Origin of the sequence: Klebsiella ornithinolytica, from assembly GCF_030505655.1 — a bacterium.
Lineage (GTDB): Bacteria > Pseudomonadota > Gammaproteobacteria > Enterobacterales > Enterobacteriaceae > Klebsiella > Klebsiella ornithinolytica.
In genome coordinates this window covers 459,912-481,371 of the sequence record NZ_CP130153.1, presented here as the reverse complement: position 1 = coordinate 481,371, position 21,460 = coordinate 459,912, and the positions used below count along the sequence as shown (strand labels likewise).

The 21,460-nt window shown below is 51.7% G+C and carries 38 protein-coding genes; 5 read left to right on the top strand and 33 right to left on the bottom strand.

The genetic code is table 11. The features are described from left to right. Genes tsaC through dprA form a run of 4 tightly spaced genes read right to left on the bottom strand, consistent with a single transcriptional unit; the run spans position 1 to position 2,716 of the window. Positions 1-573, bottom strand: coding sequence for an L-threonylcarbamoyladenylate synthase type 1 TsaC (gene tsaC / locus Q1L34_RS02280; RefSeq protein ID WP_004868318.1), 573 nt, complete (start codon positions 571-573; stop codon positions 1-3). Beyond that, positions 566-1,120 (bottom strand): DNA topoisomerase family protein, encoded by a 555-nt coding sequence (locus Q1L34_RS02275; protein WP_004868321.1) that lies wholly within the window; start codon positions 1,118-1,120, stop codon positions 566-568. The genes tsaC and Q1L34_RS02275 overlap by 8 nt, the downstream gene beginning before the upstream one ends. A 26-nt stretch (positions 1,121-1,146) precedes the next feature. Continuing rightward, positions 1,147-1,620, bottom strand: a complete 474-nt coding sequence (smg, locus tag Q1L34_RS02270; RefSeq protein WP_004868322.1) for a DUF494 family protein Smg — start codon at positions 1,618-1,620, stop codon at positions 1,147-1,149. Then, positions 1,592-2,716, bottom strand: coding sequence for a DNA-protecting protein DprA (gene dprA / locus Q1L34_RS02265; protein ID WP_100663428.1), 1,125 nt, complete (start codon positions 2,714-2,716; stop codon positions 1,592-1,594). The genes smg and dprA overlap by 29 nt, the downstream gene beginning before the upstream one ends. 128 nt (positions 2,717-2,844) lie before the next feature. Between dprA and def the strand changes: the two genes are divergently transcribed. The 5 genes from def to mscL all read left to right on the top strand — a co-directional run bounded on the left by def (position 2,845) and on the right by mscL (position 7,610). Then, positions 2,845-3,354: a peptide deformylase gene (gene def / locus Q1L34_RS02260; RefSeq protein WP_004868326.1), complete on the top strand. Its 510-nt coding sequence runs from the start codon at positions 2,845-2,847 to the stop codon at positions 3,352-3,354. 14 nt (positions 3,355-3,368) lie between these two features. Further along, the gene (gene fmt / locus Q1L34_RS02255) at positions 3,369-4,316 is read left to right on the top strand and encodes a methionyl-tRNA formyltransferase (RefSeq protein ID WP_015585632.1); all 948 of its coding nucleotides are present in this window, start codon (positions 3,369-3,371) and stop codon (positions 4,314-4,316) included. Between the two features lie 51 nt (positions 4,317-4,367). Then, on the top strand, positions 4,368-5,663 hold the full coding sequence (rsmB, locus tag Q1L34_RS02250) for a 16S rRNA (cytosine(967)-C(5))-methyltransferase RsmB (RefSeq protein WP_071359804.1): 1,296 nt from the start codon (positions 4,368-4,370) through the stop codon (positions 5,661-5,663). Positions 5,664-5,676: 13 nt separating this feature from the next. Beyond that, positions 5,677-7,053: a Trk system potassium transporter TrkA gene (gene trkA / locus Q1L34_RS02245; RefSeq protein WP_004868333.1), complete on the top strand. Its 1,377-nt coding sequence runs from the start codon at positions 5,677-5,679 to the stop codon at positions 7,051-7,053. 143 nt (positions 7,054-7,196) lie between these two features. Further along, positions 7,197-7,610 (top strand): large-conductance mechanosensitive channel protein MscL, encoded by a 414-nt coding sequence (gene mscL / locus Q1L34_RS02240; protein ID WP_004868336.1) that lies wholly within the window; start codon positions 7,197-7,199, stop codon positions 7,608-7,610. Here the strand turns inward: mscL and Q1L34_RS02235 are convergent, their stop codons facing one another. From Q1L34_RS02235 to rplD, 29 genes are all read right to left on the bottom strand, one after another. Next, entirely contained in the window at positions 7,611-7,826 is a 216-nt protein-coding gene (locus Q1L34_RS02235) for an alternative ribosome-rescue factor A (protein ID WP_004868338.1), read from the bottom strand. A gap of 57 nt (positions 7,827-7,883) precedes the next feature. Then, the gene (zntR, locus tag Q1L34_RS02230) at positions 7,884-8,309 is read right to left on the bottom strand and encodes a Zn(2+)-responsive transcriptional regulator (protein ID WP_015585629.1); all 426 of its coding nucleotides are present in this window, start codon (positions 8,307-8,309) and stop codon (positions 7,884-7,886) included. A gap of 2 nt (positions 8,310-8,311) precedes the next feature. After that, entirely contained in the window at positions 8,312-8,680 is a 369-nt protein-coding gene (locus Q1L34_RS02225) for a DnaJ family domain-containing protein (protein ID WP_004868343.1), read from the bottom strand. 107 nt (positions 8,681-8,787) lie between these two features. Then, on the bottom strand, positions 8,788-9,174 hold the full coding sequence (gene rplQ / locus Q1L34_RS02220) for a 50S ribosomal protein L17 (RefSeq protein WP_004868344.1): 387 nt from the start codon (positions 9,172-9,174) through the stop codon (positions 8,788-8,790). Between the two features lie 40 nt (positions 9,175-9,214). Further along, the gene (locus tag Q1L34_RS02215; protein WP_002919219.1) at positions 9,215-10,204 is read right to left on the bottom strand and encodes a DNA-directed RNA polymerase subunit alpha; all 990 of its coding nucleotides are present in this window, start codon (positions 10,202-10,204) and stop codon (positions 9,215-9,217) included. Between the two features lie 25 nt (positions 10,205-10,229). Continuing rightward, positions 10,230-10,850, bottom strand: a complete 621-nt coding sequence (rpsD, locus tag Q1L34_RS02210; RefSeq protein WP_004868345.1) for a 30S ribosomal protein S4 — start codon at positions 10,848-10,850, stop codon at positions 10,230-10,232. A gap of 33 nt (positions 10,851-10,883) precedes the next feature. Further along, on the bottom strand, positions 10,884-11,273 hold the full coding sequence (gene rpsK, locus Q1L34_RS02205) for a 30S ribosomal protein S11 (RefSeq protein ID WP_004138423.1): 390 nt from the start codon (positions 11,271-11,273) through the stop codon (positions 10,884-10,886). 16 nt (positions 11,274-11,289) lie between these two features. After that, a complete protein-coding gene (gene rpsM, locus Q1L34_RS02200; protein ID WP_004868349.1) occupies positions 11,290-11,646 on the bottom strand; it encodes a 30S ribosomal protein S13 in 357 nt (118 codons plus the stop codon). A gap of 146 nt (positions 11,647-11,792) precedes the next feature. Then, a complete protein-coding gene (gene rpmJ / locus Q1L34_RS02195; RefSeq protein ID WP_000868187.1) occupies positions 11,793-11,909 on the bottom strand; it encodes a 50S ribosomal protein L36 in 117 nt (38 codons plus the stop codon). A 31-nt stretch (positions 11,910-11,940) separates the two neighbouring features. Next, positions 11,941-13,272, bottom strand: a complete 1,332-nt coding sequence (gene secY, locus Q1L34_RS02190) for a preprotein translocase subunit SecY (protein WP_004868351.1) — start codon at positions 13,270-13,272, stop codon at positions 11,941-11,943. A gap of 7 nt (positions 13,273-13,279) precedes the next feature. Beyond that, entirely contained in the window at positions 13,280-13,714 is a 435-nt protein-coding gene (gene rplO / locus Q1L34_RS02185; RefSeq protein ID WP_004868352.1) for a 50S ribosomal protein L15, read from the bottom strand. Between the two features lie 3 nt (positions 13,715-13,717). Continuing rightward, a complete protein-coding gene (gene rpmD / locus Q1L34_RS02180; RefSeq protein WP_001140434.1) occupies positions 13,718-13,897 on the bottom strand; it encodes a 50S ribosomal protein L30 in 180 nt (59 codons plus the stop codon). Positions 13,898-13,900: 3 nt separating this feature from the next. Further along, the gene (gene rpsE / locus Q1L34_RS02175) at positions 13,901-14,404 is read right to left on the bottom strand and encodes a 30S ribosomal protein S5 (RefSeq protein WP_004106339.1); all 504 of its coding nucleotides are present in this window, start codon (positions 14,402-14,404) and stop codon (positions 13,901-13,903) included. Between the two features lie 14 nt (positions 14,405-14,418). Beyond that, the gene (gene rplR, locus Q1L34_RS02170; protein ID WP_000358960.1) at positions 14,419-14,772 is read right to left on the bottom strand and encodes a 50S ribosomal protein L18; all 354 of its coding nucleotides are present in this window, start codon (positions 14,770-14,772) and stop codon (positions 14,419-14,421) included. A 9-nt stretch (positions 14,773-14,781) separates the two neighbouring features. Then, the gene (rplF, locus tag Q1L34_RS02165) at positions 14,782-15,315 is read right to left on the bottom strand and encodes a 50S ribosomal protein L6 (protein ID WP_004868354.1); all 534 of its coding nucleotides are present in this window, start codon (positions 15,313-15,315) and stop codon (positions 14,782-14,784) included. A gap of 12 nt (positions 15,316-15,327) precedes the next feature. Beyond that, the gene (gene rpsH / locus Q1L34_RS02160) at positions 15,328-15,720 is read right to left on the bottom strand and encodes a 30S ribosomal protein S8 (RefSeq protein ID WP_004106343.1); all 393 of its coding nucleotides are present in this window, start codon (positions 15,718-15,720) and stop codon (positions 15,328-15,330) included. Positions 15,721-15,753: 33 nt separating this feature from the next. Then, positions 15,754-16,059 carry a 30S ribosomal protein S14 gene (gene rpsN / locus Q1L34_RS02155; RefSeq protein ID WP_002919667.1) on the bottom strand — a complete coding sequence of 102 codons (306 nt, stop codon included), beginning with the start codon at positions 16,057-16,059 and terminating at the stop codon, positions 15,754-15,756. A gap of 14 nt (positions 16,060-16,073) precedes the next feature. After that, positions 16,074-16,613 (bottom strand): 50S ribosomal protein L5, encoded by a 540-nt coding sequence (gene rplE / locus Q1L34_RS02150; RefSeq protein ID WP_001096206.1) that lies wholly within the window; start codon positions 16,611-16,613, stop codon positions 16,074-16,076. Between the two features lie 14 nt (positions 16,614-16,627). Further along, positions 16,628-16,942 carry a 50S ribosomal protein L24 gene (gene rplX, locus Q1L34_RS02145; protein ID WP_004106345.1) on the bottom strand — a complete coding sequence of 105 codons (315 nt, stop codon included), beginning with the start codon at positions 16,940-16,942 and terminating at the stop codon, positions 16,628-16,630. Positions 16,943-16,952: 10 nt separating this feature from the next. Continuing rightward, a complete protein-coding gene (gene rplN / locus Q1L34_RS02140) occupies positions 16,953-17,324 on the bottom strand; it encodes a 50S ribosomal protein L14 (RefSeq protein WP_002919748.1) in 372 nt (123 codons plus the stop codon). Positions 17,325-17,485: 161 nt separating this feature from the next. After that, positions 17,486-17,740, bottom strand: a complete 255-nt coding sequence (rpsQ, locus tag Q1L34_RS02135) for a 30S ribosomal protein S17 (RefSeq protein WP_004868357.1) — start codon at positions 17,738-17,740, stop codon at positions 17,486-17,488. Beyond that, positions 17,740-17,931, bottom strand: a complete 192-nt coding sequence (rpmC, locus tag Q1L34_RS02130; protein ID WP_004868359.1) for a 50S ribosomal protein L29 — start codon at positions 17,929-17,931, stop codon at positions 17,740-17,742. Before rpmC ends, rpsQ begins: the two co-directional genes overlap by 1 nt. Beyond that, positions 17,931-18,341: a 50S ribosomal protein L16 gene (rplP, locus tag Q1L34_RS02125; RefSeq protein ID WP_002919759.1), complete on the bottom strand. Its 411-nt coding sequence runs from the start codon at positions 18,339-18,341 to the stop codon at positions 17,931-17,933. The genes rpmC and rplP overlap by 1 nt, the downstream gene beginning before the upstream one ends. Before the next feature lie 12 nt (positions 18,342-18,353). Next, positions 18,354-19,052, bottom strand: a complete 699-nt coding sequence (gene rpsC, locus Q1L34_RS02120) for a 30S ribosomal protein S3 (RefSeq protein WP_002919766.1) — start codon at positions 19,050-19,052, stop codon at positions 18,354-18,356. A gap of 17 nt (positions 19,053-19,069) precedes the next feature. After that, on the bottom strand, positions 19,070-19,402 hold the full coding sequence (rplV, locus tag Q1L34_RS02115; protein WP_002919773.1) for a 50S ribosomal protein L22: 333 nt from the start codon (positions 19,400-19,402) through the stop codon (positions 19,070-19,072). Positions 19,403-19,416: 14 nt separating this feature from the next. Then, positions 19,417-19,695: a 30S ribosomal protein S19 gene (gene rpsS / locus Q1L34_RS02110; protein WP_001138115.1), complete on the bottom strand. Its 279-nt coding sequence runs from the start codon at positions 19,693-19,695 to the stop codon at positions 19,417-19,419. Between the two features lie 16 nt (positions 19,696-19,711). After that, positions 19,712-20,533: a 50S ribosomal protein L2 gene (rplB, locus tag Q1L34_RS02105; RefSeq protein ID WP_002919786.1), complete on the bottom strand. Its 822-nt coding sequence runs from the start codon at positions 20,531-20,533 to the stop codon at positions 19,712-19,714. A 17-nt stretch (positions 20,534-20,550) separates the two neighbouring features. Beyond that, entirely contained in the window at positions 20,551-20,853 is a 303-nt protein-coding gene (gene rplW, locus Q1L34_RS02100) for a 50S ribosomal protein L23 (RefSeq protein ID WP_004868363.1), read from the bottom strand. Next, positions 20,850-21,455 carry a 50S ribosomal protein L4 gene (rplD, locus tag Q1L34_RS02095; protein ID WP_000424395.1) on the bottom strand — a complete coding sequence of 202 codons (606 nt, stop codon included), beginning with the start codon at positions 21,453-21,455 and terminating at the stop codon, positions 20,850-20,852. Before rplD ends, rplW begins: the two co-directional genes overlap by 4 nt. Between the last annotated feature and the right edge of the window lie 5 nt (positions 21,456-21,460).

The following is a 21,460-nucleotide window of genomic DNA, read 5'->3' as shown; positions in this document are numbered from 1 at the left end:
TTACCCCTGGCGAAAGAGTTCGCCCGTCAGGGCATCGCGAATTTCAGACGGATTCTGACGCCCCCCCGTTGCACCATCGACAACCGGGAAACTGGCGCCAAACTGAGCCAGAACTTCAGCCGTGGTGCGGCAAGGCGGCTGACCAGATAAATTCGCGCTAGTTGAAACCAGCGGTTTGCCATAGGCCTCACACAATTCGACCACCAGCGGATGATCGCTGACGCGTACCGCCAGGGAATCGAAGCGCCCGGTCAGCCAGCGTGGCGTTGTGGCACGAGCCGGAAAGACAAAAGTGACCGGCCCCGGCCAGCAGGAGAAGATCGCCGCTCGCTGTGTATCATTAAGCTGCGAATCATCAATATAAGGTATCAGCTGTTCGTAGCTGGCCGCGATCAGGATGAGCCCCTTCTCAACGGGGCGTTGTTTAAGCGCCAGCAGGCGCATGACCGCCGCTTCGCTGTCAGGATCGCAACCTACGCCAAAAACGGCTTCTGTTGGATAGGCGATGACATGTTCGTTATGCAGTACCGTCACGGCATGGGCGACGGTTTCTGAGTGCAGGTTCTTATTCACTGATTTGTTCCGCCGGGATCGGCTTTCCACATTGTTTACTGGCACAAAAGCGTCTGACGCCCTGCGCCGTTTTCTTTTCGATTAATAGCGGATAGTGGCATTCAGGGCATTCACCCGCTACCGGTTTGAAGTTGATAACGAACTGGCAATCGGGGTAACGATCGCAGGAATGAAAGGTTTTGCCGAAACGAGAACGGCGCTGAACCAGCTGCCCTTGCCCACACTGCGGGCAGGAAATTGCTGTTTCGTCAGGCTTATCAATAGTTTCAGTATGCTCACATTCCGGATAACGGCTGCAACCAATAAACATACCGAAGCGCCCCTGGCGCAACACCATAACGGCACCGCAAGACGGACACTCCTGCCCCTCCAGTACCTTTACGATATGTCCGTCCGCCTGATTTTTCAGCGGACGGACATAGTCACAGTCCGGATAGTGCGAGCAGCCGAGAAACGGCCCGTGTTTCCCGGAGCGGATTACCAGTTCAGCCCCGCACTGTGGGCAGGGCTCATTTTTACGCACCGAAAACAGTGCTGATTTGGTCATAACAACTCGATGTTGCCGCAATAAGATTAGTGCAGCATACCTTCATTTACTTCGAAGAGTAATTCTTCCATTTGTTGATAGGCATTTTCGCAGCCCGGAATATTAAACAGTACCATCAGGATCACCCATTTCAGGTCTTCCAGATCAAATTCTGCTGTATCCAGAGCCAGCACACGCTCTATCACCATTTCCCGCGTTTCGAGGTTCAACACCTGAATCTGCTCGAGGAATAATAAAAATCCCCGGCAACTGGCATCCAGACGCAGACACTCTTCTTCGGTATAAATCCGCAAAGAGAGCGGGTCAGAAGCAAGCTGCATGGGAGCAACGAGCCCCTCCTGATAGTCAGCCAGTTTCTCGAGCCACATCAACGCGTTGTAGATATCTTCCCGATCGAATCCTGCATCGGTGAGATCCCGGGTCAGTTTATCCTGGTCCACGCGCATTTCTGCTTCGTTTTGGATGTAAGTCTCAAACAAATACATGAGTACGTCGAACATGGCTTGCCCTCCTTAATCGGACATAGCCGCCGGGTACAGCTGCGATCCAGCCTGCTAACTCCAGTTCAAGTAGCTGAGCTACGGTCACTGGCACAGATTGGCCGGCACGTTCAGCGACAACGTCAACAGGTGTTACCTCATCTCCTACGTTAGCCAGGAGCTCTGGAAATGGCAATGCTACGGGAGGCGGATCCATGCAATTATTTATCTTGTCAGGTACATCCTGGAGCCATCGCAGCTCCTGCTGGCAATGGTCGATGATATCTTGCGCTGATGTCACGGGGATGGCGCCTTGTTTAATCAGCCAGTGTGGGCCTTCGGAACCCGGATTACCTACCGGACCGGGTAATGCAAAAACCTCTCTTCCTTGTTCCAGCGCACAGCGAACCGTCACCAGCGAGCCGCTTTTCAGAGCGGCCTCAATCACCAGCACGCCAATACTGAGTCCGCTGATAATTCGATTCCGACGAGGGAAATTTCCCGGCCACGGGGAGGTTGAAAGGGGAAACTCAGACAGCAATGCCCCTCCGCTTTCCACTATCTTTCCGGCTAATGCATGATGACGGCGTGGGTAGATTGCGCCTAACCCATTGCCAAGTACGCCGATTGTCTTCCCGCGCGCCTCAAGTGCGCCGCGGTGAGCGACGCCGTCAATGCCGATCGCCAGGCCGCTGGTAATGGTGATACCAAGATGCGCCAGGTCTTCACTGAACTGTTTCCCCCACCGGGCACCGTACCAGGAGTGGGAGCGGCTGCCGACAACGGCCAGCTGTAAACTGCTTAACACGGCTAAATCCCCACAAACGAAAAGCGCGCCGGGATAGTCAGCGATGGCGCGCAGTCGGGGTGGATAATAAGGACTATCGGCCAGCAGCAGGTGGCGCCCGGGTTGCTCCAGCCACAATAGGGTAGACTCAAGCTCTCGTTGGCTAACGGATAGAAATTGCTTCGCTTGCGCTGCGCTCAGACCGCAGACGTACAATACTTCGCTATCTGGCACCGGGGCTGCATGCAGTATTCTGGCAGCCATCACCATCCCGTCACCATAAAGGCCGTTCACCTTCATCAGACGCAGCCAGATCTCCGTAGGTGTCATCCCTGTCCCCTGCCATAAGTGGCTTTAACAATCTTTGCGATTGGGCAGTGAGACTGTCAATTACAGGGGGTTTTGTCTAGAATAGAGCTAATAATCTTATCAACTCCTGAATACGACTCTGGATCTTTATGGCAGTTTTGCAAGTGTTACATATCCCGGACGAGCGCCTTCGCAAAGTCGCTGAACCGGTAAAAGAAGTTAATGCGGAAATTCAACGTATCGTCGATGATATGTTCGAGACGATGTACGCGGAAGAAGGTATTGGTCTGGCCGCTACCCAGGTGGATATTCATCAGCGCATTATCGTTATCGATGTCTCAGAAAACCGTGAAGAGCAGCTGGTGTTAATCAACCCGGAGCTGTTGGAAAAAGACGGTGAAACGGGCATCGAAGAAGGTTGCTTGTCTATCCCGGAACAGCGCGCACTGGTGCCACGTGCCGAAACCGTGAAGATTCGTGCATTGGATCGCGAAGGCAAGCCGTTTGAACTGAATGCTGACGGCCTGCTGGCTATCTGTATCCAGCATGAAATGGATCACCTGGTAGGCAAACTGTTTATCGATTATCTGTCGCCGCTAAAACAACAGCGTATTCGCCAGAAAGTTGAAAAACTGGACCGTTTGCGTACGCGTGCCTGAGGACAAGGACTAACGTGTCACAATCACTACGTATTATCTTTGCGGGAACCCCCGATTTTGCAGCGCGTCATCTCGATGCGCTGCTGTCGTCTGGGCACCAGATCGTTGGCGTATTTACCCAGCCCGATCGCCCCGCTGGCCGCGGTAAAAAGCTCATGCCGAGCCCGGTAAAAGTGCTGGCTGAAGCTAACAATTTGCCGGTATTCCAGCCGGCATCCCTGCGTCCACAGGAAAACCAGCAGCTGGTCTCCTCGCTTAATGCCGATGTCATGGTCGTCGTCGCGTATGGACTGATTCTGCCAAAAGCGGTTCTGGATATGCCGCGCCTTGGCTGTATTAACGTCCACGGTTCTCTTCTGCCGCGCTGGCGCGGAGCGGCGCCTATACAGCGCTCACTCTGGGCGGGTGATGCCGAAACCGGTGTGACCATCATGCAGATGGATGTCGGTCTGGATACAGGAGACATGCTGCATAAACTCTCCTGCCCGATCGCTGCGCAAGATACCAGCGCCAGTCTGTATGACAAGCTGGCAGAGCTCGGCCCACAAGGGTTACTGGAAACGTTAACTCAGCTCGCAGACGGCTCGACTCAGCCGGAAGTCCAGGATGAGGCATTGGTGACCTACGCTGAGAAGCTCAGTAAAGAAGAAGCGCGCATTGACTGGTCTCTTTCCGCTGCGCAGCTCGAACGTTGTATTCGCGCCTTCAACCCGTGGCCCATGAGCTGGCTGGAAATTGATGAGCAACCGGTGAAAGTGTGGCAGGCATCCGTCATTGCTGAAACCAGCGGTGCTGAACCTGGTACGATCGTGGCCGCTGGCAAGCAAGGCATTCAGGTGGCAACCGGCAATGGCATCCTGAACCTCGAGTCATTGCAGCCGGCAGGTAAAAAAGCAATGAGCGCCCAGGACTTGCTAAATTCTCGCCGGGAATGGTTTATCCCCGGTAACCGTCTCTCCTGACGGTAGTCATTTCTAAGGCCCGGGTTTACCGGGCATTTTTATTTTGCGGTTATGAAAAAAAATCTAAATTTACGCAGTCTGGCGGCGAAAGCCGTTGAGCAGGTTGTCGAGCAAGGTCAGTCATTAAGTAACGTTCTGCCGCCATTACAGCAAAAGGTCGGGGAAAAGGACAAAGCGCTGCTGCAAGAGCTGTGCTTTGGTGTCCTGCGTACCCTCAGCCAGCTGGACTGGCTGGTTAACAAACTGATGGCTCGCCCGATGACGGGCAAACAGCGAACCGTTCACTATTTAATTATGGTGGGGTTTTATCAGCTGCTCTATACCCGCATTCCGGCCCATGCTGCGCTGGCAGAAACGGTGGAAGGCGCGGTAGCTATCAAACGCCCGCAGTTGAAGGGACTTATCAACGGCGTTTTACGCCAGTTTCAGCGCCAGCAGGAAGCTTTGTTGGCCGAATTTGCCCAAAGTGAGAGTCGTTTTCTTCATCCGGCATGGCTGCTCAAGCGTCTGCAAAAATCATGGCCGCAGCAATGGCAGGCTATTGTCGATGCAAATAACCAACGCCCGCCCATGTGGCTGCGCGTAAACCGCAGTCATCATTCACGCGATGAGTGGCTTGCGCTGCTGGAAGAGGCCGGACTGCACGGGTTTACCCACCCTGATTATCCGGATGCGGTGCGTCTGGCCACGCCGGCCCCCGTTCAGGCATTACCAGGATTCGACCAGGGCTGGGTTACCGTCCAGGATGCTTCAGCCCAGGGCTGTATGCGCTACCTGACCCCGGAAAACGGCGAGAGAATCCTCGACCTGTGTGCTGCCCCCGGCGGTAAAACGACGCATATTCTGGAAGTTGCGCCGCAGGCCAGCGTCCTGGCGGTTGATATTGATGAGCAGCGCCTGTCGCGTGTCTATGACAACCTGAAGCGACTCGGCATGAAAGCGCAGGTGAAGCAGGGTGATGGCCGCTATCCCGCTCAGTGGTGCGAAGACGAACAGTTCGATCGCATTCTGCTCGATGCCCCCTGTTCAGCAACCGGCGTCATTCGTCGTCATCCGGATATTAAATGGCTACGCCGCGATCGCGACATTGCCGAGCTGGCCCAGCTGCAGGCGGAGATTCTTGACGCCATCTGGCCTCACCTGAAACCTGGCGGAACACTGGTCTACGCGACCTGCTCAATTCTTCCGGAAGAGAATAGCCAGCAAATTGCTGCATTCCTGAAGCGTACGCCAGATGCAGAGCTCAGCCTCACCGGCACGCCTGAGCAGCCGGGCGTGCAAAATTTGCCCGGCACAGAAGAGGGTGACGGGTTCTTTTACGCTAAGCTGATCAAACATCGGAAATAATGGATCACTGCTGATGAAGATTATTATTCTGGGCGCCGGTCAGGTAGGCGGAACTCTCGCGGAAAACCTCGTGGGAGAGAACAACGATATCACCCTGGTCGACACCAATGGTGACCGCCTGCGCAGCCTGCAGGATAAATTCGACCTTCGCGTTGTTCAGGGGCACGGTTCCCATCCACGCGTGCTGCGTGAAGCAGGCGCCGATGATGCCGACATGCTGGTTGCCGTAACCAGTTCAGATGAAACCAATATGGTCGCCTGCCAGGTTGCCTATTCACTGTTCAATACGCCTAATCGTATTGCGCGTATCCGTTCTCCGGATTATGTACGGGATGCCGAAAAACTGTTCCACTCGGAAGCGGTGCCTATCGATCATCTGATCGCCCCTGAACAGTTAGTTATCGACAACATCTACCGACTTATTGAATACCCGGGAGCACTGCAGGTCGTAAACTTTGCCGAAGGTAAAGTCAGCCTCGCGGTGGTAAAAGCCTACTACGGCGGTCCACTGGTGGGGAATGCGCTCTCGACAATGCGCGAACATATGCCGCATATCGATACTCGCGTAGCGGCCATTTTCCGCCACGACAGGCCCATTCGCCCGCAGGGTTCGACAATCGTTGAAGCCGGCGATGAAGTATTCTTCATTGCCGCATCGCAGCATATTCGTGCCGTCATGAGTGAGCTACAGCGCCTGGAAAAACCCTATAAGCGCATCATGCTGGTTGGCGGAGGGAATATCGGCGCAGGTCTTGCTCGTCGTCTTGAGAAAGATTACAGCGTTAAGCTGATCGAACGCGATCAGCAACGCGCCGCCGAGCTTGCGGAGAAACTACAGAATACGATCGTCTTCTATGGCGATGCCTCGGATCAGGAGCTGCTGGCGGAAGAACACATCGATCAAGTGGATCTCTTTATTGCCGTCACCAACGACGATGAAGCTAATATCATGTCCGCAATGCTGGCCAAACGGATGGGCGCTAAAAAAGTCATGGTGTTGATCCAGCGGAAAGCCTACGTCGATCTGGTGCAGGGTAGCGTGATCGATATTGCTATATCGCCGCAGCAAGCCACGATCTCCGCCCTGCTGAGCCATGTCCGTAAGGCCGATATTGTTGGCGTCTCCTCACTGCGCCGCGGTGTCGCGGAGGCCATTGAAGCTGTGGCTCACGGCGATGAAAGTACCTCCCGTGTAGTAGGTCGCGCGATCGATGAGATCAAGCTACCGCCGGGCACGATCATCGGTGCTGTCGTCCGTGGCAATGACGTAATGATCGCGAATAATAACCTGCGTATTGAACAGGGCGATCACGTCATTATGTTTCTGACCGACAAAAAATTTATATCTGACGTCGAGCGTCTTTTCCAACCCAGTCCTTTCTTCCTCTAATTGCACGGGCGCCTGTATGGCGCCCTTTTTGATTATCCTTTATATATCAGGGGATAATATTTTTTAGCAATTATTCAACAGCAATGGCAAATGGAAATACATTTGATAAACTTACTTCTGTTAGCGGGTTTATGGAGAATAAAATGAGTATTTTAAAAGAGTTTCGCGACTTCGCGATGCGCGGGAATGTTGTTGATTTAGCAGTGGGTGTCATCATTGGTGCGGCATTTGGTAAAATTGTATCGTCACTGGTTGCCGATATTATTATGCCGCCACTTGGCCTGCTGATTGGTGGAATTGATTTTAAATCGTTCGCCGTCACGTTACGCGATGCACAGGGCGATGTCCCGGCTGTTGTAATGCATTATGGGGTGTTTATCCAGAACGTGTTTGATTTCGTGATCGTGGCCTTTGCCATTTTTATGGCAATCAAGCTGATGAATAACCTGAATCGCAAAAAGGCAGAAGCTCCTGCTGCGCCACCGGCACCAACGAAAGAAGAAGTCTTGTTGAGTGAGATTCGCGATCTGCTGAAAGAACAGAATAACCGTTCGTAATCAGGCAACAGAAAGCAGAAGGCCAGTGGTAAAAAAGTGATTCACTCTTTTGCCACTGGCCTCCCGGTCATTCCGCCCCACATGTTTATCTTTACGTTGGTAGCTACCTTTCCCCTTCCGGTTTTTCTCTACTCTCTGTCTGAATAACGGGTCATGTAGCAACGCCTCAATGGCATTGTCTTTTATTTGCCCTTTCGTATGTTGATAGCGGCTCATAATAGCTCCTGAATGTGAATGAGATCGGCGCGAGTGTAGATCCGCGCGATGAAAAAATCAACGTTCCACCGTAGCACTACTGGCTCCTTGCTCAAGGGCCTCGAGAATAGAACAATACACGCTGCTATGAGCTGTGCCGCAGCAGGCCTCATTGAGTCGTTGCAATGAACGGCGCATTGTTTGTAGCTCTTTAATTCGTGCGTCGACTTCGCTCAGGCGTGCCTGAACAATGCCTTTTGACTCCTGACAGGTATGATGCTCCGGATCGACACGGATCGACAATAATTCGCGGATCGCTTCAAGGGTAAACCCGAGCTGACGGGCATAGCGGATGAAACGCAGGCGCTGAAGGTCGTTCTCGGTATAGAGGCGAAATCCACCTTCTGTACGTACATCGTGAGCCATCATCTGCTGTTTTTCATAGTAGCGAATGGTATCGGGTGTGACATCAGCCAGCTTTGCGAGTTCACCAATACGGTACATACCTACTCCTCATCAATTTTATTCTGAAGCCTGTCAGCATATTCACCGCGTAAAAAATCAGTATTCAATCCTGCCTGGCGTAACTTCAGTTCCAGTAACGCAAGTCGGCGGCTGAGCTCTGCATAGTGCGGATCGTCCGGACGGGCCGCTTTTAATAAATCGACCAGCGCAACGGCTTCTCGTCGTTGCTCAAGTTCAGGAGGCAGACAGCCGGCATTTTTGAGTAAGCGGTAGCCCGCGCGTAGTTCAGGTGGCACATGCAGGTCATCGTCCAAAGTCAGTGGCTCTCCACGACCAGGAAGATCATCAAACTCGCCTTTGGTTTGTGCGTCAAGGATATGGCGTTCTGCCCACTGATCCAGCAACCACATCATTCGGCTCCGGGGATGAACAAAAAGAATACAGATATTGTAGTGAAGCAGCCGTAGCGAGGATATAAAAAAACCCGCCGAGGCGGGTTTTTTTACGTTACTACAGATTACTCTGCAGCAGCTTCTGCTTTCAGCTCAGCACGATCAACCAGCTCGATGTATGCCATCGGCGCGTTGTCGCCTGCACGGAAGCCACACTTCAGAATGCGAGTGTAACCACCGGCGCGGCTCGCGAAACGCGGGCCCAGCTCGTTAAACAGTTTTGCCACGATCTCGTTATCACGAGTACGGGCGAATGCCAGACGACGATTAGCAACGCTATCAGTCTTGGCAAGAGTAATCAGCGGCTCAACTACGCGACGCAGTTCTTTCGCTTTCGGCAGGGTCGTCTTGATGATTTCATGACGAACCAGCGAACCAGCCATGTTACGGAACATAGCCTGGCGATGGCTGCTGTTGCGGTTCAGTTGACGACCACTCTTACGATGGCGCATGACCTTATCCTTCTCAGTAAAACCTTAACCTGTGATCCGGTTACTCGTCAGCAATGCTTGCCGGTGGCCAGTTTTCCAGGCGCATGCCCAGAGACAGACCACGTGAAGCCAGCACGTCTTTAATCTCGGTAAGAGATTTTTTACCCAGGTTCGGCGTTTTCAGCAACTCAACCTCGGTACGCTGTACCAGATCACCGATATAGTGGATAGCTTCTGCCTTGAGGCAGTTAGCAGAGCGGACAGTCAATTCGAGATCGTCAACAGGGCGCAGCAGGATCGGATCGAATTCTGGTTTCTCTTCTTTCACTTCCGGCTGACGTACATCACGTAAGTCAACGAAAGCTTCCAGTTGTTCTGCCAGGATGGTTGCCGCACGACGAATCGCCTCTTCAGGATCGATTGTGCCGTTGGTTTCCATTTCGATGACCAGCTTGTCCAGGTCGGTACGCTGTTCTACACGCGCTGCTTCAACATTGTAGGCAATACGCTCTACCGGGCTGTAGCATGCGTCGACCAGCAGACGGCCGATTGGGCGCTCATCTTCTTCCGAATGAATTCGGGCAGAAGCCGGCACATAACCGCGACCGCGCTGAACTTTGATACGCATGCTAATAGCAGCGTTCTCATCGGTCAGGTGGCAGATCACATGTTGCGGCTTGACGATTTCGACATCACCGTCATGGGTAATGTCGGCTGCGGTCACAGGGCCAATGCCAGATTTATTCAAAGTAAGGATGACTTCATCTTTACCCTGAACTCTCACCGCAAGCCCTTTCAGGTTGAGCAGGATTTCAAGGATATCTTCCTGAACGCCTTCTTTGGTGCTGTACTCGTGCAGTACACCATCAATCTCAACCTCGGTCACCGCGCAACCCGGCATCGATGAGAGCAGAATACGGCGCAGTGCGTTACCCAGAGTATGGCCAAAGCCACGCTCTAAAGGCTCAAGGGTCACCTTGGCGTGCGTCGAACTCACTTGCTCGATATCGACCAGGCGCGGTTTTAGAAACTCTGTCACAGAACCCTGCATTGTGTCCTCTCTTTGGTACTAAGCTTTACTTGGAGTAAAGCTCGACGATCAGGTGTTCGTTAATGTCCGCAGACAGATCAGAACGTTCCGGCTGACGCTTGAACGTACCTTCCATCTTGCCAGCATCAACTTCCAGCCAGGTTGGCTTTTCACGCTGCTCAGCCAGCTCCAGAGCGGCTTTCACGCGAGATTGCTTTTTCGCTTTCTCACGAATGCTAACAACGTCGTTCGCTTTAACCTGATAAGAAGCAATGTTAACAACACGACCGTTTACCATGATAGCTTTGTGGCTAACCAGCTGACGTGATTCAGCACGAGTCGCGCCGAAGCCCATACGGTATACAACGTTGTCCAGACGACCTTCCAGCAGAGCTAACAGGTTTTCACCGGTGTTGCCTTTCAGACGTGCTGCTTCTTTATAGTAGTTACGGAACTGACGCTCCAGCACACCGTACATACGGCGAACTTTTTGCTTTTCACGCAACTGCACACCATAGTCAGACAGACGCGGCTTACGCGCACCGTGCTGGCCAGGAGCTTGTTCAATTTTACACTTGGTATCGATCGCGCGAACGCCAGACTTAAGGAATAAGTCGGTGCCCTCACGACGGCTCAGCTTGAGCTTAGGACCCAAATATCTTGCCATTTTCTTTCTCCAACAATCCTAGAAACGAGCGCGTTATACGCGACGTTTTTTCGGCGGACGACAACCGTTATGAGGGATCGGAGTCACATCAGTAATATTAGTGATGCGGAAACCAGCGGCGTTCAGTGCACGAATGGTAGATTCGCGACCCGGACCCGGACCTTTGACCATAACTTCCAGATTCTTGATGCCGTATTCTTTTACGGCTTCAGCGCAACGCTCTGCTGCAACCTGAGCTGCAAACGGAGTGGATTTGCGAGAACCACGGAAACCGGAACCACCGGCTGTTGCCCAACCCAGTGCGTTACCCTGACGATCGGTAATGGTAACGATGGTGTTGTTAAAAGAAGCATGGACATGAGCCACGCCATCAGAGACTTGTTTTCTTACACGCTTACGTGCACGAACTGGTGCCTTTGCCATTATTCAATCACCCCGATTATTTCTTGATCGGTTTACGCGGACCCTTACGGGTACGTGCGTTGGTCTTAGTACGCTGACCGCGAACCGGAAGACCACGACGATGGCGTAAACCACGATAGCAACCAAGGTCCATCAGACGCTTGATGCTCAGGGTGATTTCACGGCGCAGATCACCTTCAACGACAAATTTACCTACTGCTTCACGCAGGGATTCAATTTGTTCTTCAGACAGCTCACTGATCTTAACATTTTCAGCGATACCCGTGTCAGCACAGATGGCTTTAGAGCGGGTCTTGCCGATACCGAAAATAGCAGTTAATGCGATTACGGTATGTTTCTGATCAGGAATGTTAATGCCTGCTATACGGGCCACTATGCACTCCTACTATTTAATATGTACGCACCATGCTGAAAAGCCCGTTTTCAGGATACTCAAATGGAAACGCACAGACATACAAAAGATTGGCTGGCTAATCTAGCCAGCTCAATCCAACTTTGCAAGAAAAATATGCGAAAAAATCAGCCTTGGCGCTGTTTATGCTTTGGCTCGGCACTGCAAATCACGCGGATGACGCCATCACGCTTAACGATTTTGCAGTTACGGCATAATTTCTTGACGGAAGCACGAACTTTCATTTTTACTCTCCGTAACTTCTCGGGCGCCCTGTTAGCGGCCGTAGCCTTTCAGGTTCGCCTTCTTCAATGCAGACTCGTACTGACTTGACATCATCAGAGTTTGCACTTGAGCCATAAAGTCCATAATCACAACGACAACAATAAGCAGCGAGGTTCCACCGAAGTAGAACGGCACTTTCATTGCATCACGCATGAACTCCGGGATCAGGCAGATAAAGGTAATGTATAACGCACCAACCAGGGTCAGGCGAGTCATCACTTTATCAATATACTTCGCCGTTTGCTCTCCCGGACGAATTCCTGGTACAAATGCACCGGACTTCTTCAGGTTATCTGCTGTTTCACGCGGGTTGAAAACCAACGCCGTGTAGAAGAAACAGAAGAATATGATTGCAGACGCATAGAGTAACACATAAAGCGGTTGCCCAGGCTGCAAATACAGCGAAATTGTTGTCAGCCAGTTCCAACCGGTTCCGCCCCCGAACCATGACGCGATGGTCGCAGGGAACAGAATAATACTGGAAGCGAAGATTGCCGGGATAACCCCTGCCATATTCACTTTCAGCGGTAAATGTGTGCTCTGTGCAGCATAGACACGACGACCTTGTTGACGCTTCGCGTAGTTCACCACAATGCGGCGTTGACCACGTTCTACGAATACAACAAAGAAGGTCACGGCAAATACTAATACTGCAACCAACAGCAACAGGAGGAAGTGCAGGTCGCCTTGACGCGCTTGCTCGATAGTATGGGCGATGGCTGGCGGGAGACCCGCAACAATACCAGCGAAGATAATGATCGAAATACCGTTACCGATACCACGTTCAGTAATCTGTTCGCCGAGCCACATCAGGAACATCGTCCCTGTGACCAGACTTACAACAGCGGTGAAATAGAATGCAAAGCCTGGATTCATCACCAGGCCCTGCATACCAGGCATATTCGGCAGACCGGTAGCAATACCGATCGACTGGAATATCGCCAGCACCAGAGTACCGTAGCGGGTGTACTGGCTGATCTTACGACGACCAGACTCCCCTTCTTTCTTTATTTCTGCCAGCGGCTGATAAACAACCGTCAACAGTTGGACAATAATCGATGCCGAAATATACGGCATGATACCCAAAGCAAAGATAGAAGCACGGCTGAGAGCACCACCAGAGAACATGTTGAACATTTCAATGATGGTGCCTCGCTGTTGCTCAAGCAGTTTGGCAAGTACAGCGGCATCAATACCAGGGATCGGAATAAAAGAACCAATACGGAACACAATCAGCGCACCGATAACAAACAAAAGTCTGCGTTTCAGTTCGCCAAGTCCACCTTTGGCACTTTGAAAATCTAATCCCGGTTGCTTAGCCATCTGCTACTTATTCCTCAATTTTACCGCCAGCAGCTTCGATAGCAGCACGAGCACCTTTAGTCACACGCAGGCCACGAACAGTTACCGGACGAGCTACCTCACCAGACAGGATCACTTTCGCGAACTCAATCTGAATACCGATAATGTTAGCTGCTTTCAGCGTGTTCAGGTCGACTACATCGCCTTCTACGTGAGCCAGATCAGACAGACGAACTTCTGCAGTGATCATCGCTTTACGAGAAGTGAAGCCGAATTTCGGCAGACGACGGTACAGAGGCATCTGACCACCCTCGAAACCGCGACGTACGCCACCGCCAGAACGAGAGTTCTGACCTTTGTGACCACGACCACCGGTTTTACCGAGGCCAGAACCGATACCACGACCAAGGCGTTTACCCGCCTTTTTGGAGCCTTCGGCCGGAGACAGAGTATTTAAACGCATCTCTTACTCCTCAACTTTAACCATAAAGGAAACCGCGTTGACCATACCACGAACAGCAGGAGTATCCTCGCGTTCTACGGTGTGACCAATACGACGCAGACCCAGGCCAAGCAGCGTTGCCTTGTGTTTCGGCAGACGACCGATTGCACTGCGGGTTTGAGTAATTTTAATAGTCTTTGCCATGGTTTATTTCCCCAGAATTTCTTCAACGGATTTACCACGCTTGGCAGCGACCATTTCTGGAGAATTCATATTTTCCAGGCCATCAATAGTTGCACGAACCACGTTGATCGGGTTGGTGGAACCATATGCTTTAGCCAGAACGTTATGAACTCCAGCAACTTCCAGAACGGCGCGCATTGCACCACCGGCGATGATACCGGTACCTTCGGAAGCTGGCTGCATGAATACACGAGAACCCGTGTGAACACCTTTAACCGGGTGTTGCAGGGTGCCGTGGTTCAGCGCGACGTTAATCATATTGCGACGGGCTTTTTCCATCGCTTTCTGGATCGCTGCTGGAACTTCACGCGCTTTACCGTAACCAAAACCTACGCGGCCATTACCATCACCAACTACAGTCAGAGCTGTGAAGGAGAAAATACGACCACCTTTAACGGTTTTAGATACGCGGTTAACCGCGATCAGCTTTTCCTGCAGTTCGCCAGCTTGTTTTTCGATGTGAGCCATCTTACACCTCTACCTTAGAACTGAAGGCCAGCTTCACGGGCAGCATCTGCCAGTGCCTGGACACGACCATGATATTGGAACCCGGAACGGTCAAAGGAAACATCTTTGATGCCTTTTTCCAGAGCGCGTTCAGCAACAGCTTTACCCACAGCTGCAGCCGCGTCTTTGTTACCGGTGTACTTCAGTTGTTCAGCGATAGCTTTTTCTACAGTAGAAGCAGCTACCAGAACTTCAGAACCGTTCGGTGCAATTACCTGTGCGTAAATATGACGCGGGGTACGATGTACCACCAGGCGAGTTGCACCCAGCTCCTGGAGCTTGCGGCGTGCGCGGGTCGCACGACGGATACGAGCAGATTTCTTATCCATAGTGTTACCTTACTTCTTCTTAGCCTCTTTGGTACGCACGACTTCGTCGGCGTAACGAACACCCTTGCCTTTATAAGGCTCAGGACGACGGTAGGCGCGCAGATCTGCTGCAACCTGACCGATCACCTGCTTATCAGCGCCTTTCAGCACGATTTCAGTTTGAGTCGGGCATTCTGCAGTGATACCGGCCGGCAGTTTGTGTTCAACAGGATGAGAGAAACCTAAAGCCAGGTTTACTACATCCCCTTTAACCGCTGCACGATAACCTACACCAACCAGCTGAAGCTTTTTAGTGAAGCCTTCGGTAACACCGATAACTACTGAGTTAAGCAGGGCACGCGCGGTACCAGCCTGAGCCCAACCGTCTGCGAAACCATCACGCGGACCGAAGGTCAGTGCATTATCTGCATGTTTAACTTCAACAGCATCGTTGAGAGTACGAGTCAGCTCGCCATTCTTACCTTTGATCGTAATAACCTGACCGTTGATTTTTACGTCAACGCCGGCAGGAATAACGACCGGTGCTTTAGCAACACGAGACATTTTTTCCTCCGATTAGGCTACGTAGCAGATAATTTCGCCACCAAGACCAGCTTGGCGCGCTGCACGATCAGTCATAACACCTTTAGAGGTAGAAATAACTGCGATACCCAGACCCGCCATAACTTTTGGCAGCTCATCTTTACGCTTATAGATGCGCAGACCTGGGCGGCTGACACGCTGAATGCTTTCTACAACAGCTTTACCCTGGAAATACTTAAGAGTCAGTTCCAGTTCCGGCTTGATGTCGCCTTCAACTTTAAAATCTTCAATAAAGCCTTCTTCCTTCAGCACGTTGGCAATTGCCACTTTCAGCTTGGAGGAAGGCATGGTGACCGCAGCTTTATTCGCGGCCTGACCGTTACGGATACGGGTCAGCATATCCGCGATCGGATCTTGCATGCTCATCTGTCTTTACTCCCGTGATTCAATTGGTGACAATTACCAGCTAGCCTTTTTCAGACCCGGGATTTCACCGCGCATTGCGGCTTCACGGACCTTGATACGGCTCAACCCGAACTTCCGCAGGAAACCATGCGGACGACCTGTTTGACGGCAGCGGTTACGCTGACGAGACGGGCTGGAATCACGCGGCAGAGTCTGCAGCTTGAGAACGGCATTCCAACGATCTTCGTCGGTTGCGTTCACATCAGAGATGATAGCTTTCAGTTCAGCGCGTTTAGCGAAGAATTTATCAGCTAAAGCCACGCGCTTTACTTCGCGTGCTTTCATTGATTGCTTAGCCATTAAGTAACCCTACCTTACTTGCGGAACGGGAAGTCAAAGGCAGCCAGCAGAGCGCGGCCTTCTTCATCAGATTTCGCAGTAGTGGTAATGGTAATATCCAAACCACGAACGCGGTCGACTTTATCGTAGTCGATTTCTGGGAAGATGATCTGCTCACGGACACCCATGCTGTAGTTACCACGACCGTCGAAAGACTTAGCGGACAAGCCACGGAAGTCACGGATACGCGGTACAGCAATAGTGATCAGGCGCTCAAAGAACTCCCACATGCGTTCGCCACGCAGAGTTACTTTACAGCCGATCGGATAGCCCTGACGGATTTTGAAGCCTGCAACTGATTTGCGTGCTTTGGTGATCAACGGCTTTTGACCGGAGATTGCTGTCAGATCAGCTGCTGCGTTATCCAGCAGTTTCTTGTCAGCGATCGCTTCACCAACACCCATGTTCAGGGTGATCTTCTCGACCCGAGGGACTTGCATGACAGAATTGTAGTTAAACTCAGTCATGAGTTTATTAACTACTTCGTCTTTGTAGTAATCATGCAGTTTCGCCATCGTACTACTCCAAATTACTTGATAGTTTCGCTGTTAGACTTGAAGAAACGGACTTTTTTGCCGTCTTCGAATCTAAAGCCTACACGGTCAGCCTTGCCGGTTGCCGCATTGAAGATTGCAACGTTAGAAACCTGAATAGCAGCTTCTTTTTCAACGATGCCGCCTGGTTGGTTCAGAGCCGGAACCGGCTTCTGGTGTTTCTTAACCAGGTTGATACCTTCAACAATGAGCTTGCCGGAAGACAAGACATTCTTAACTTTACCGCGTTTACCTTTATCTTTACCGGTTAACACGATAACTTCGTCATCACGACGGATTTTCGCTGCCATGATTCGCTCCTTAGAGTACTTCTGGTGCCAGAGAGATAATTTTCATGAACTTCTCGGTACGAAGCTCACGAGTTACCGGCCCAAAAATACGCGTACCGATGGGCTGCTCGCTGTTATTGTTCAGAATAACGCATGCATTACCATCGAAGCGAATGACAGAACCGTCCGGGCGACGAACACCCTTCTTGGTGCGCACCACTACCGCCTTCAGCACATCACCTTTCTTGACCTTACCACGCGGAATTGCTTCCTTGATGGTGATCTTGATGATGTCGCCTACGCCTGCGTAGCGACGGTGCGAGCCACCCAGAACCTTGATACACATTACGCGACGTGCACCGGAGTTGTCGGCGACGTTCAGCATAGTCTGTTCTTGGATCATTTTAGTGCTCCGCTAATGTCAACTACTACTGAGACCCAAAGTCGGGCCGTTAAAAATCCCCATATCGAGGGCGCGGCATTATAACACCGGAAATCGGATATGGGTAGAAAAAATAAACGGCTCATCGCTGAGCCGTTTATCCGTTGAGAATGCAGGCTCTATTACAGAACTGCTTTCTCTACAACGCGAACCAGCGTCCAGGACTTAGTCTTGGACAGCGGACGGCATTCGTGGATTTCGACCACGTCGCCGATACCGCATTCGTTGTTCTCGTCATGTACGTGCAGTTTGGTCGTACGCTTGATGAATTTACCGTAGATCGGGTGTTTCACAAAACGTTCGATAGCAACAACGATGGATTTCTCCATTTTATTGCTAACTACGCGACCTTGCAGAGTACGGATTTTATCGGTCATTACGCACCCGCCTTCTCAGTCAGTAAAGTCTTAACGCGTGCAACATCACGACGCACTTGCTTCAGCAGATGAGTCTGTTGCAGCTGGCCACTTGCAGCCTGCATACGCAGGTTGAACTGCTCACGCAGCAGGTTCAGCAGCTCAGCGTTCAGCTCTTCAACGCTTTTTTCACGCAGCTCTTTTGCTTTCATTACATCACCGTCTTAGTTACAAAGGTGGTTTTGATAGGCAGTTTCGCTGCTGCCAGGCCGAAGGCTTCACGGGCCAGCTCTTCCGGTACGCCGTCCATTTCATAAAGGACTTTACCCGGCTGAATCAAGGCAACCCAGTACTCCACGTTACCTTTACCTTTACCCATACGAACTTCCAGCGGCTTCTCGGTGATCGGTTTGTCCGGGAATACACGGATCCAGATCTTACCTTGACGCTTAACTGCACGGGTCATAGCACGACGTGCTGCTTCGATCTGACGTGCAGTCAGACGACCACGGCCAACAGCTTTCAGACCGAAAGTGCCGAAGCTAACATCCGTACCCTGCGCCAGACCACGGTTGCGGCCTTTGTGCACTTTACGGAATTTTGTACGCTTTGGTTGTAACATCAGCGACGCTCCTTATTTACGGCCTTTACGCTGCTGCTTTTTAGGTTGAGCAGCCGGTTCCGGTTGTTCAACAGCAGCCATACCACCCAGGATCTCGCCTTTGAAGATCCATACCTTAACGCCGATTACACCGTAAGTGGTGTGCGCTTCAGAGGTGTTGTAGTCGATGTCAGCACGCAGAGTGTGCAGCGGTACGCGACCTTCACGGTACCATTCGGTACGTGCGATTTCCGCGCCGCCCAGACGGCCGCTAACTTCAACTTTGATACCTTTAGCGCCCAGACGCATTGCGTTCTGTACAGCACGCTTCATCGCACGACGGAACATAACGCGACGTTCCAGCTGAGAAGTGATGCTGTCAGCAACCAATTTAGCGTCCAGTTCTGGCTTACGAACTTCGGCGATATTGATCTGTGCAGGAACGCCAGCGATATCCGCTACGACCTTGCGCAGTTTTTCTACGTCTTCGCCTTTCTTACCGATCACGATGCCCGGGCGAGCAGTGTGAATAGTCACACGGATGCTCTTAGCCGGACGCTCGATAACGATACGAGATACGGACGCTTTAGCCAGTTCTTTAGTCAGGAACTGACGTACTTTAAAATCGCTGTCCAGGTTGTCAGCGAATTCTTTGGTGTTCGCGAACCAGGTAGAGTTCCATGGTTTGACAATACCCAGGCGAATACCATTAGGATGTACTTTCTGACCCATTGCTAGTCTCCAGAGTCTCAGCGATCGGACACAACCACAGTGATGTGGCTGGTGCGCTTCAGGATGCGATCTGCACGACCTTTCGCACGCGGCATAATGCGCTTCATGCTCGGGCCTTCGTCTACGAAAATTTTCGCAACTTTCAGATCGTCAATGTCAGCGCCATCGTTGTGTTCAGCGTTAGCAATGGCAGATTCCAGTACCTTCTTGACCAGTACAGCAGCTTTCTTGTTGGTGTAGGTCAGAATATCCAGGGCCTGCGACACTTTCTTACCGCGAATCAGGTCAGCTACAAGGCGAACCTTCTGAGCAGAAGAACGAGCATGGCGATGTTGAGCTAAAGTTTCCATCTCTTCCTCCTACCTTATTTCTTCTTCGCTTTTTTATCAGCAGCGTGGCCGCGATAAGTACGAGTCGGTGCGAATTCACCCAGTTTGTGACCAACCATTTCGTCGGAAACAAAAACTGGAACGTGCTGACGACCATTATGGACAGCGATGGTCAAACCGATCATGTTAGGAAAGATCGTTGAACGACGGGACCAAGTGCGCAGGGGCTTCTTGTCTCCGCTTTCCACCGCTTTCTCTACCTTCTTCAGCAAGTGCAGGTCAATAAAAGGACCTTTCTTGAGAGAACGTGGCATGGCTTATCCTCTAAAATTATTTGCTACGGCGACGTACGATGAATTTATCAGTACGCTTGTTGCTGCGGGTCTTCTTACCTTTGGTCTGCAGGCCCCACGGGGATACCGGGTGCTTACCAAAGTTACGACCTTCACCACCACCATGTGGGTGGTCGACTGGGTTCATCGCAGTACCGCGAACGGTAGGACGAACACCACGCCAGCGTGCAGCACCTGCTTTACCCAGTACGCGCAGCATATGCTCAGCATTGCCAACTTCGCCCAGAGTAGCGCGGCAGTCTGCTTCGACTTTACGCATTTCACCAGAACGCAGACGCAGGGTGACATAAGCACCGTCGCGAGCAACGATCTGAACGTAAGTACCAGCGGAACGAGCCAGCTGACCGCCTTTACCTGGTTTCATTTCTACGTTATGAACGGTAGAACCAACCGGGATATTGCGCATCGGCAGGGTGTTGCCTGCTTTGATTGCAGCATCAACGCCAGACTGAATCTGGTCGCCAGCTTTCAGGCCTTTAGGGGCCAGGATGTAACGGCGTTCGCCATCTTTGTACAGAACCAGCGCGATGTTCGCGGAACGGTTCGGATCGTACTCAAGACGCTCAACAACTGCCGGGATACCATCTTTGTTGCGTTTGAAGTCAACAATACGGTAAGCCTGCTTGTGGCCACCACCGATATGACGAGTGGTGATACGGCCATTGTTGTTACGACCACCGGATTTGCTGTTTTTTTCCAGCAACGGAGCAAAAGGTTTGCCCTTGTGCAGCTCAGGGTTAACCACTTTAACAACGTGGCGACGACCCGGAGATGTCGGTTTACATTTAACAACTGCCATTGTATTACTCCTCCGACTTACTCAGCGCCGCCAACGAAGTCCAGATTCTGGCCTTCTTTCAGGGTGACGTAAGCTTTTTTCCAGTCGCTACGACGACCGATACGCTGTCCGTGACGTTTAACTTTCCCTTTAACTACCAGGGTGTTAACGACTTCGACTTCGACTTCAAACAGTTTCTGCACAGCAGCTTTGATTTCTGCTTTGGTCGCGTCTTTAGCAACTTTGAGAACGATGGTGTTTGTTTTTTCCATCGCAGCAGACGCTTTTTCAGAAACGTGCGGTGCACGCAGCACCTTCAGCAGACGTTCTTCACGAATCATGCCAGCATCTCCTCAACTTGCTTAACAGCATCAGCAGTCATTACGACTTTGTCGAAGGCGATCAGGCTAACCGGGTCGATACCAGTTGCATCGCGTACGTCAACCTTGTGCAGGTTGCGCGCAGCCAGGAACAGGTTCTCGTCCAGCTCACCGGTGATGATCAGCACATCTTCCAGAGCCATGTCTTTCAGTTTCTGTGCCAGCAGCTTAGTTTTAGGCGCTTCAACAGAGAACTTCTCGACAACGATCAGACGATCCTGACGTACCAGTTCGGACAGAATGCTTTTCAGCGCGCCGCGGTACATCTTTTTGTTAACTTTTTGACTGTGGTCCTGCGGACGAGCAGCGAAGGTTACGCCACCGGAACGCCAGATCGGGCTCTTGATAGAACCTGAACGCGCACGGCCGGTACCTTTCTGGCGCCACGGCTTTTTGCCTGAACCAGTTACTTCAGCACGAGTCTTCTGAGCACGAGTACCCTGACGAGCACCAGCTGCATAAGCAACTACAACCTGGTGAACCAGCGCTTCGTTGAAATCACGACCGAAGGTAGTTTCGGAAACAGTCAGCGCGCTCTGCGCGTCTTTCAATACTAATTCCATTGCTA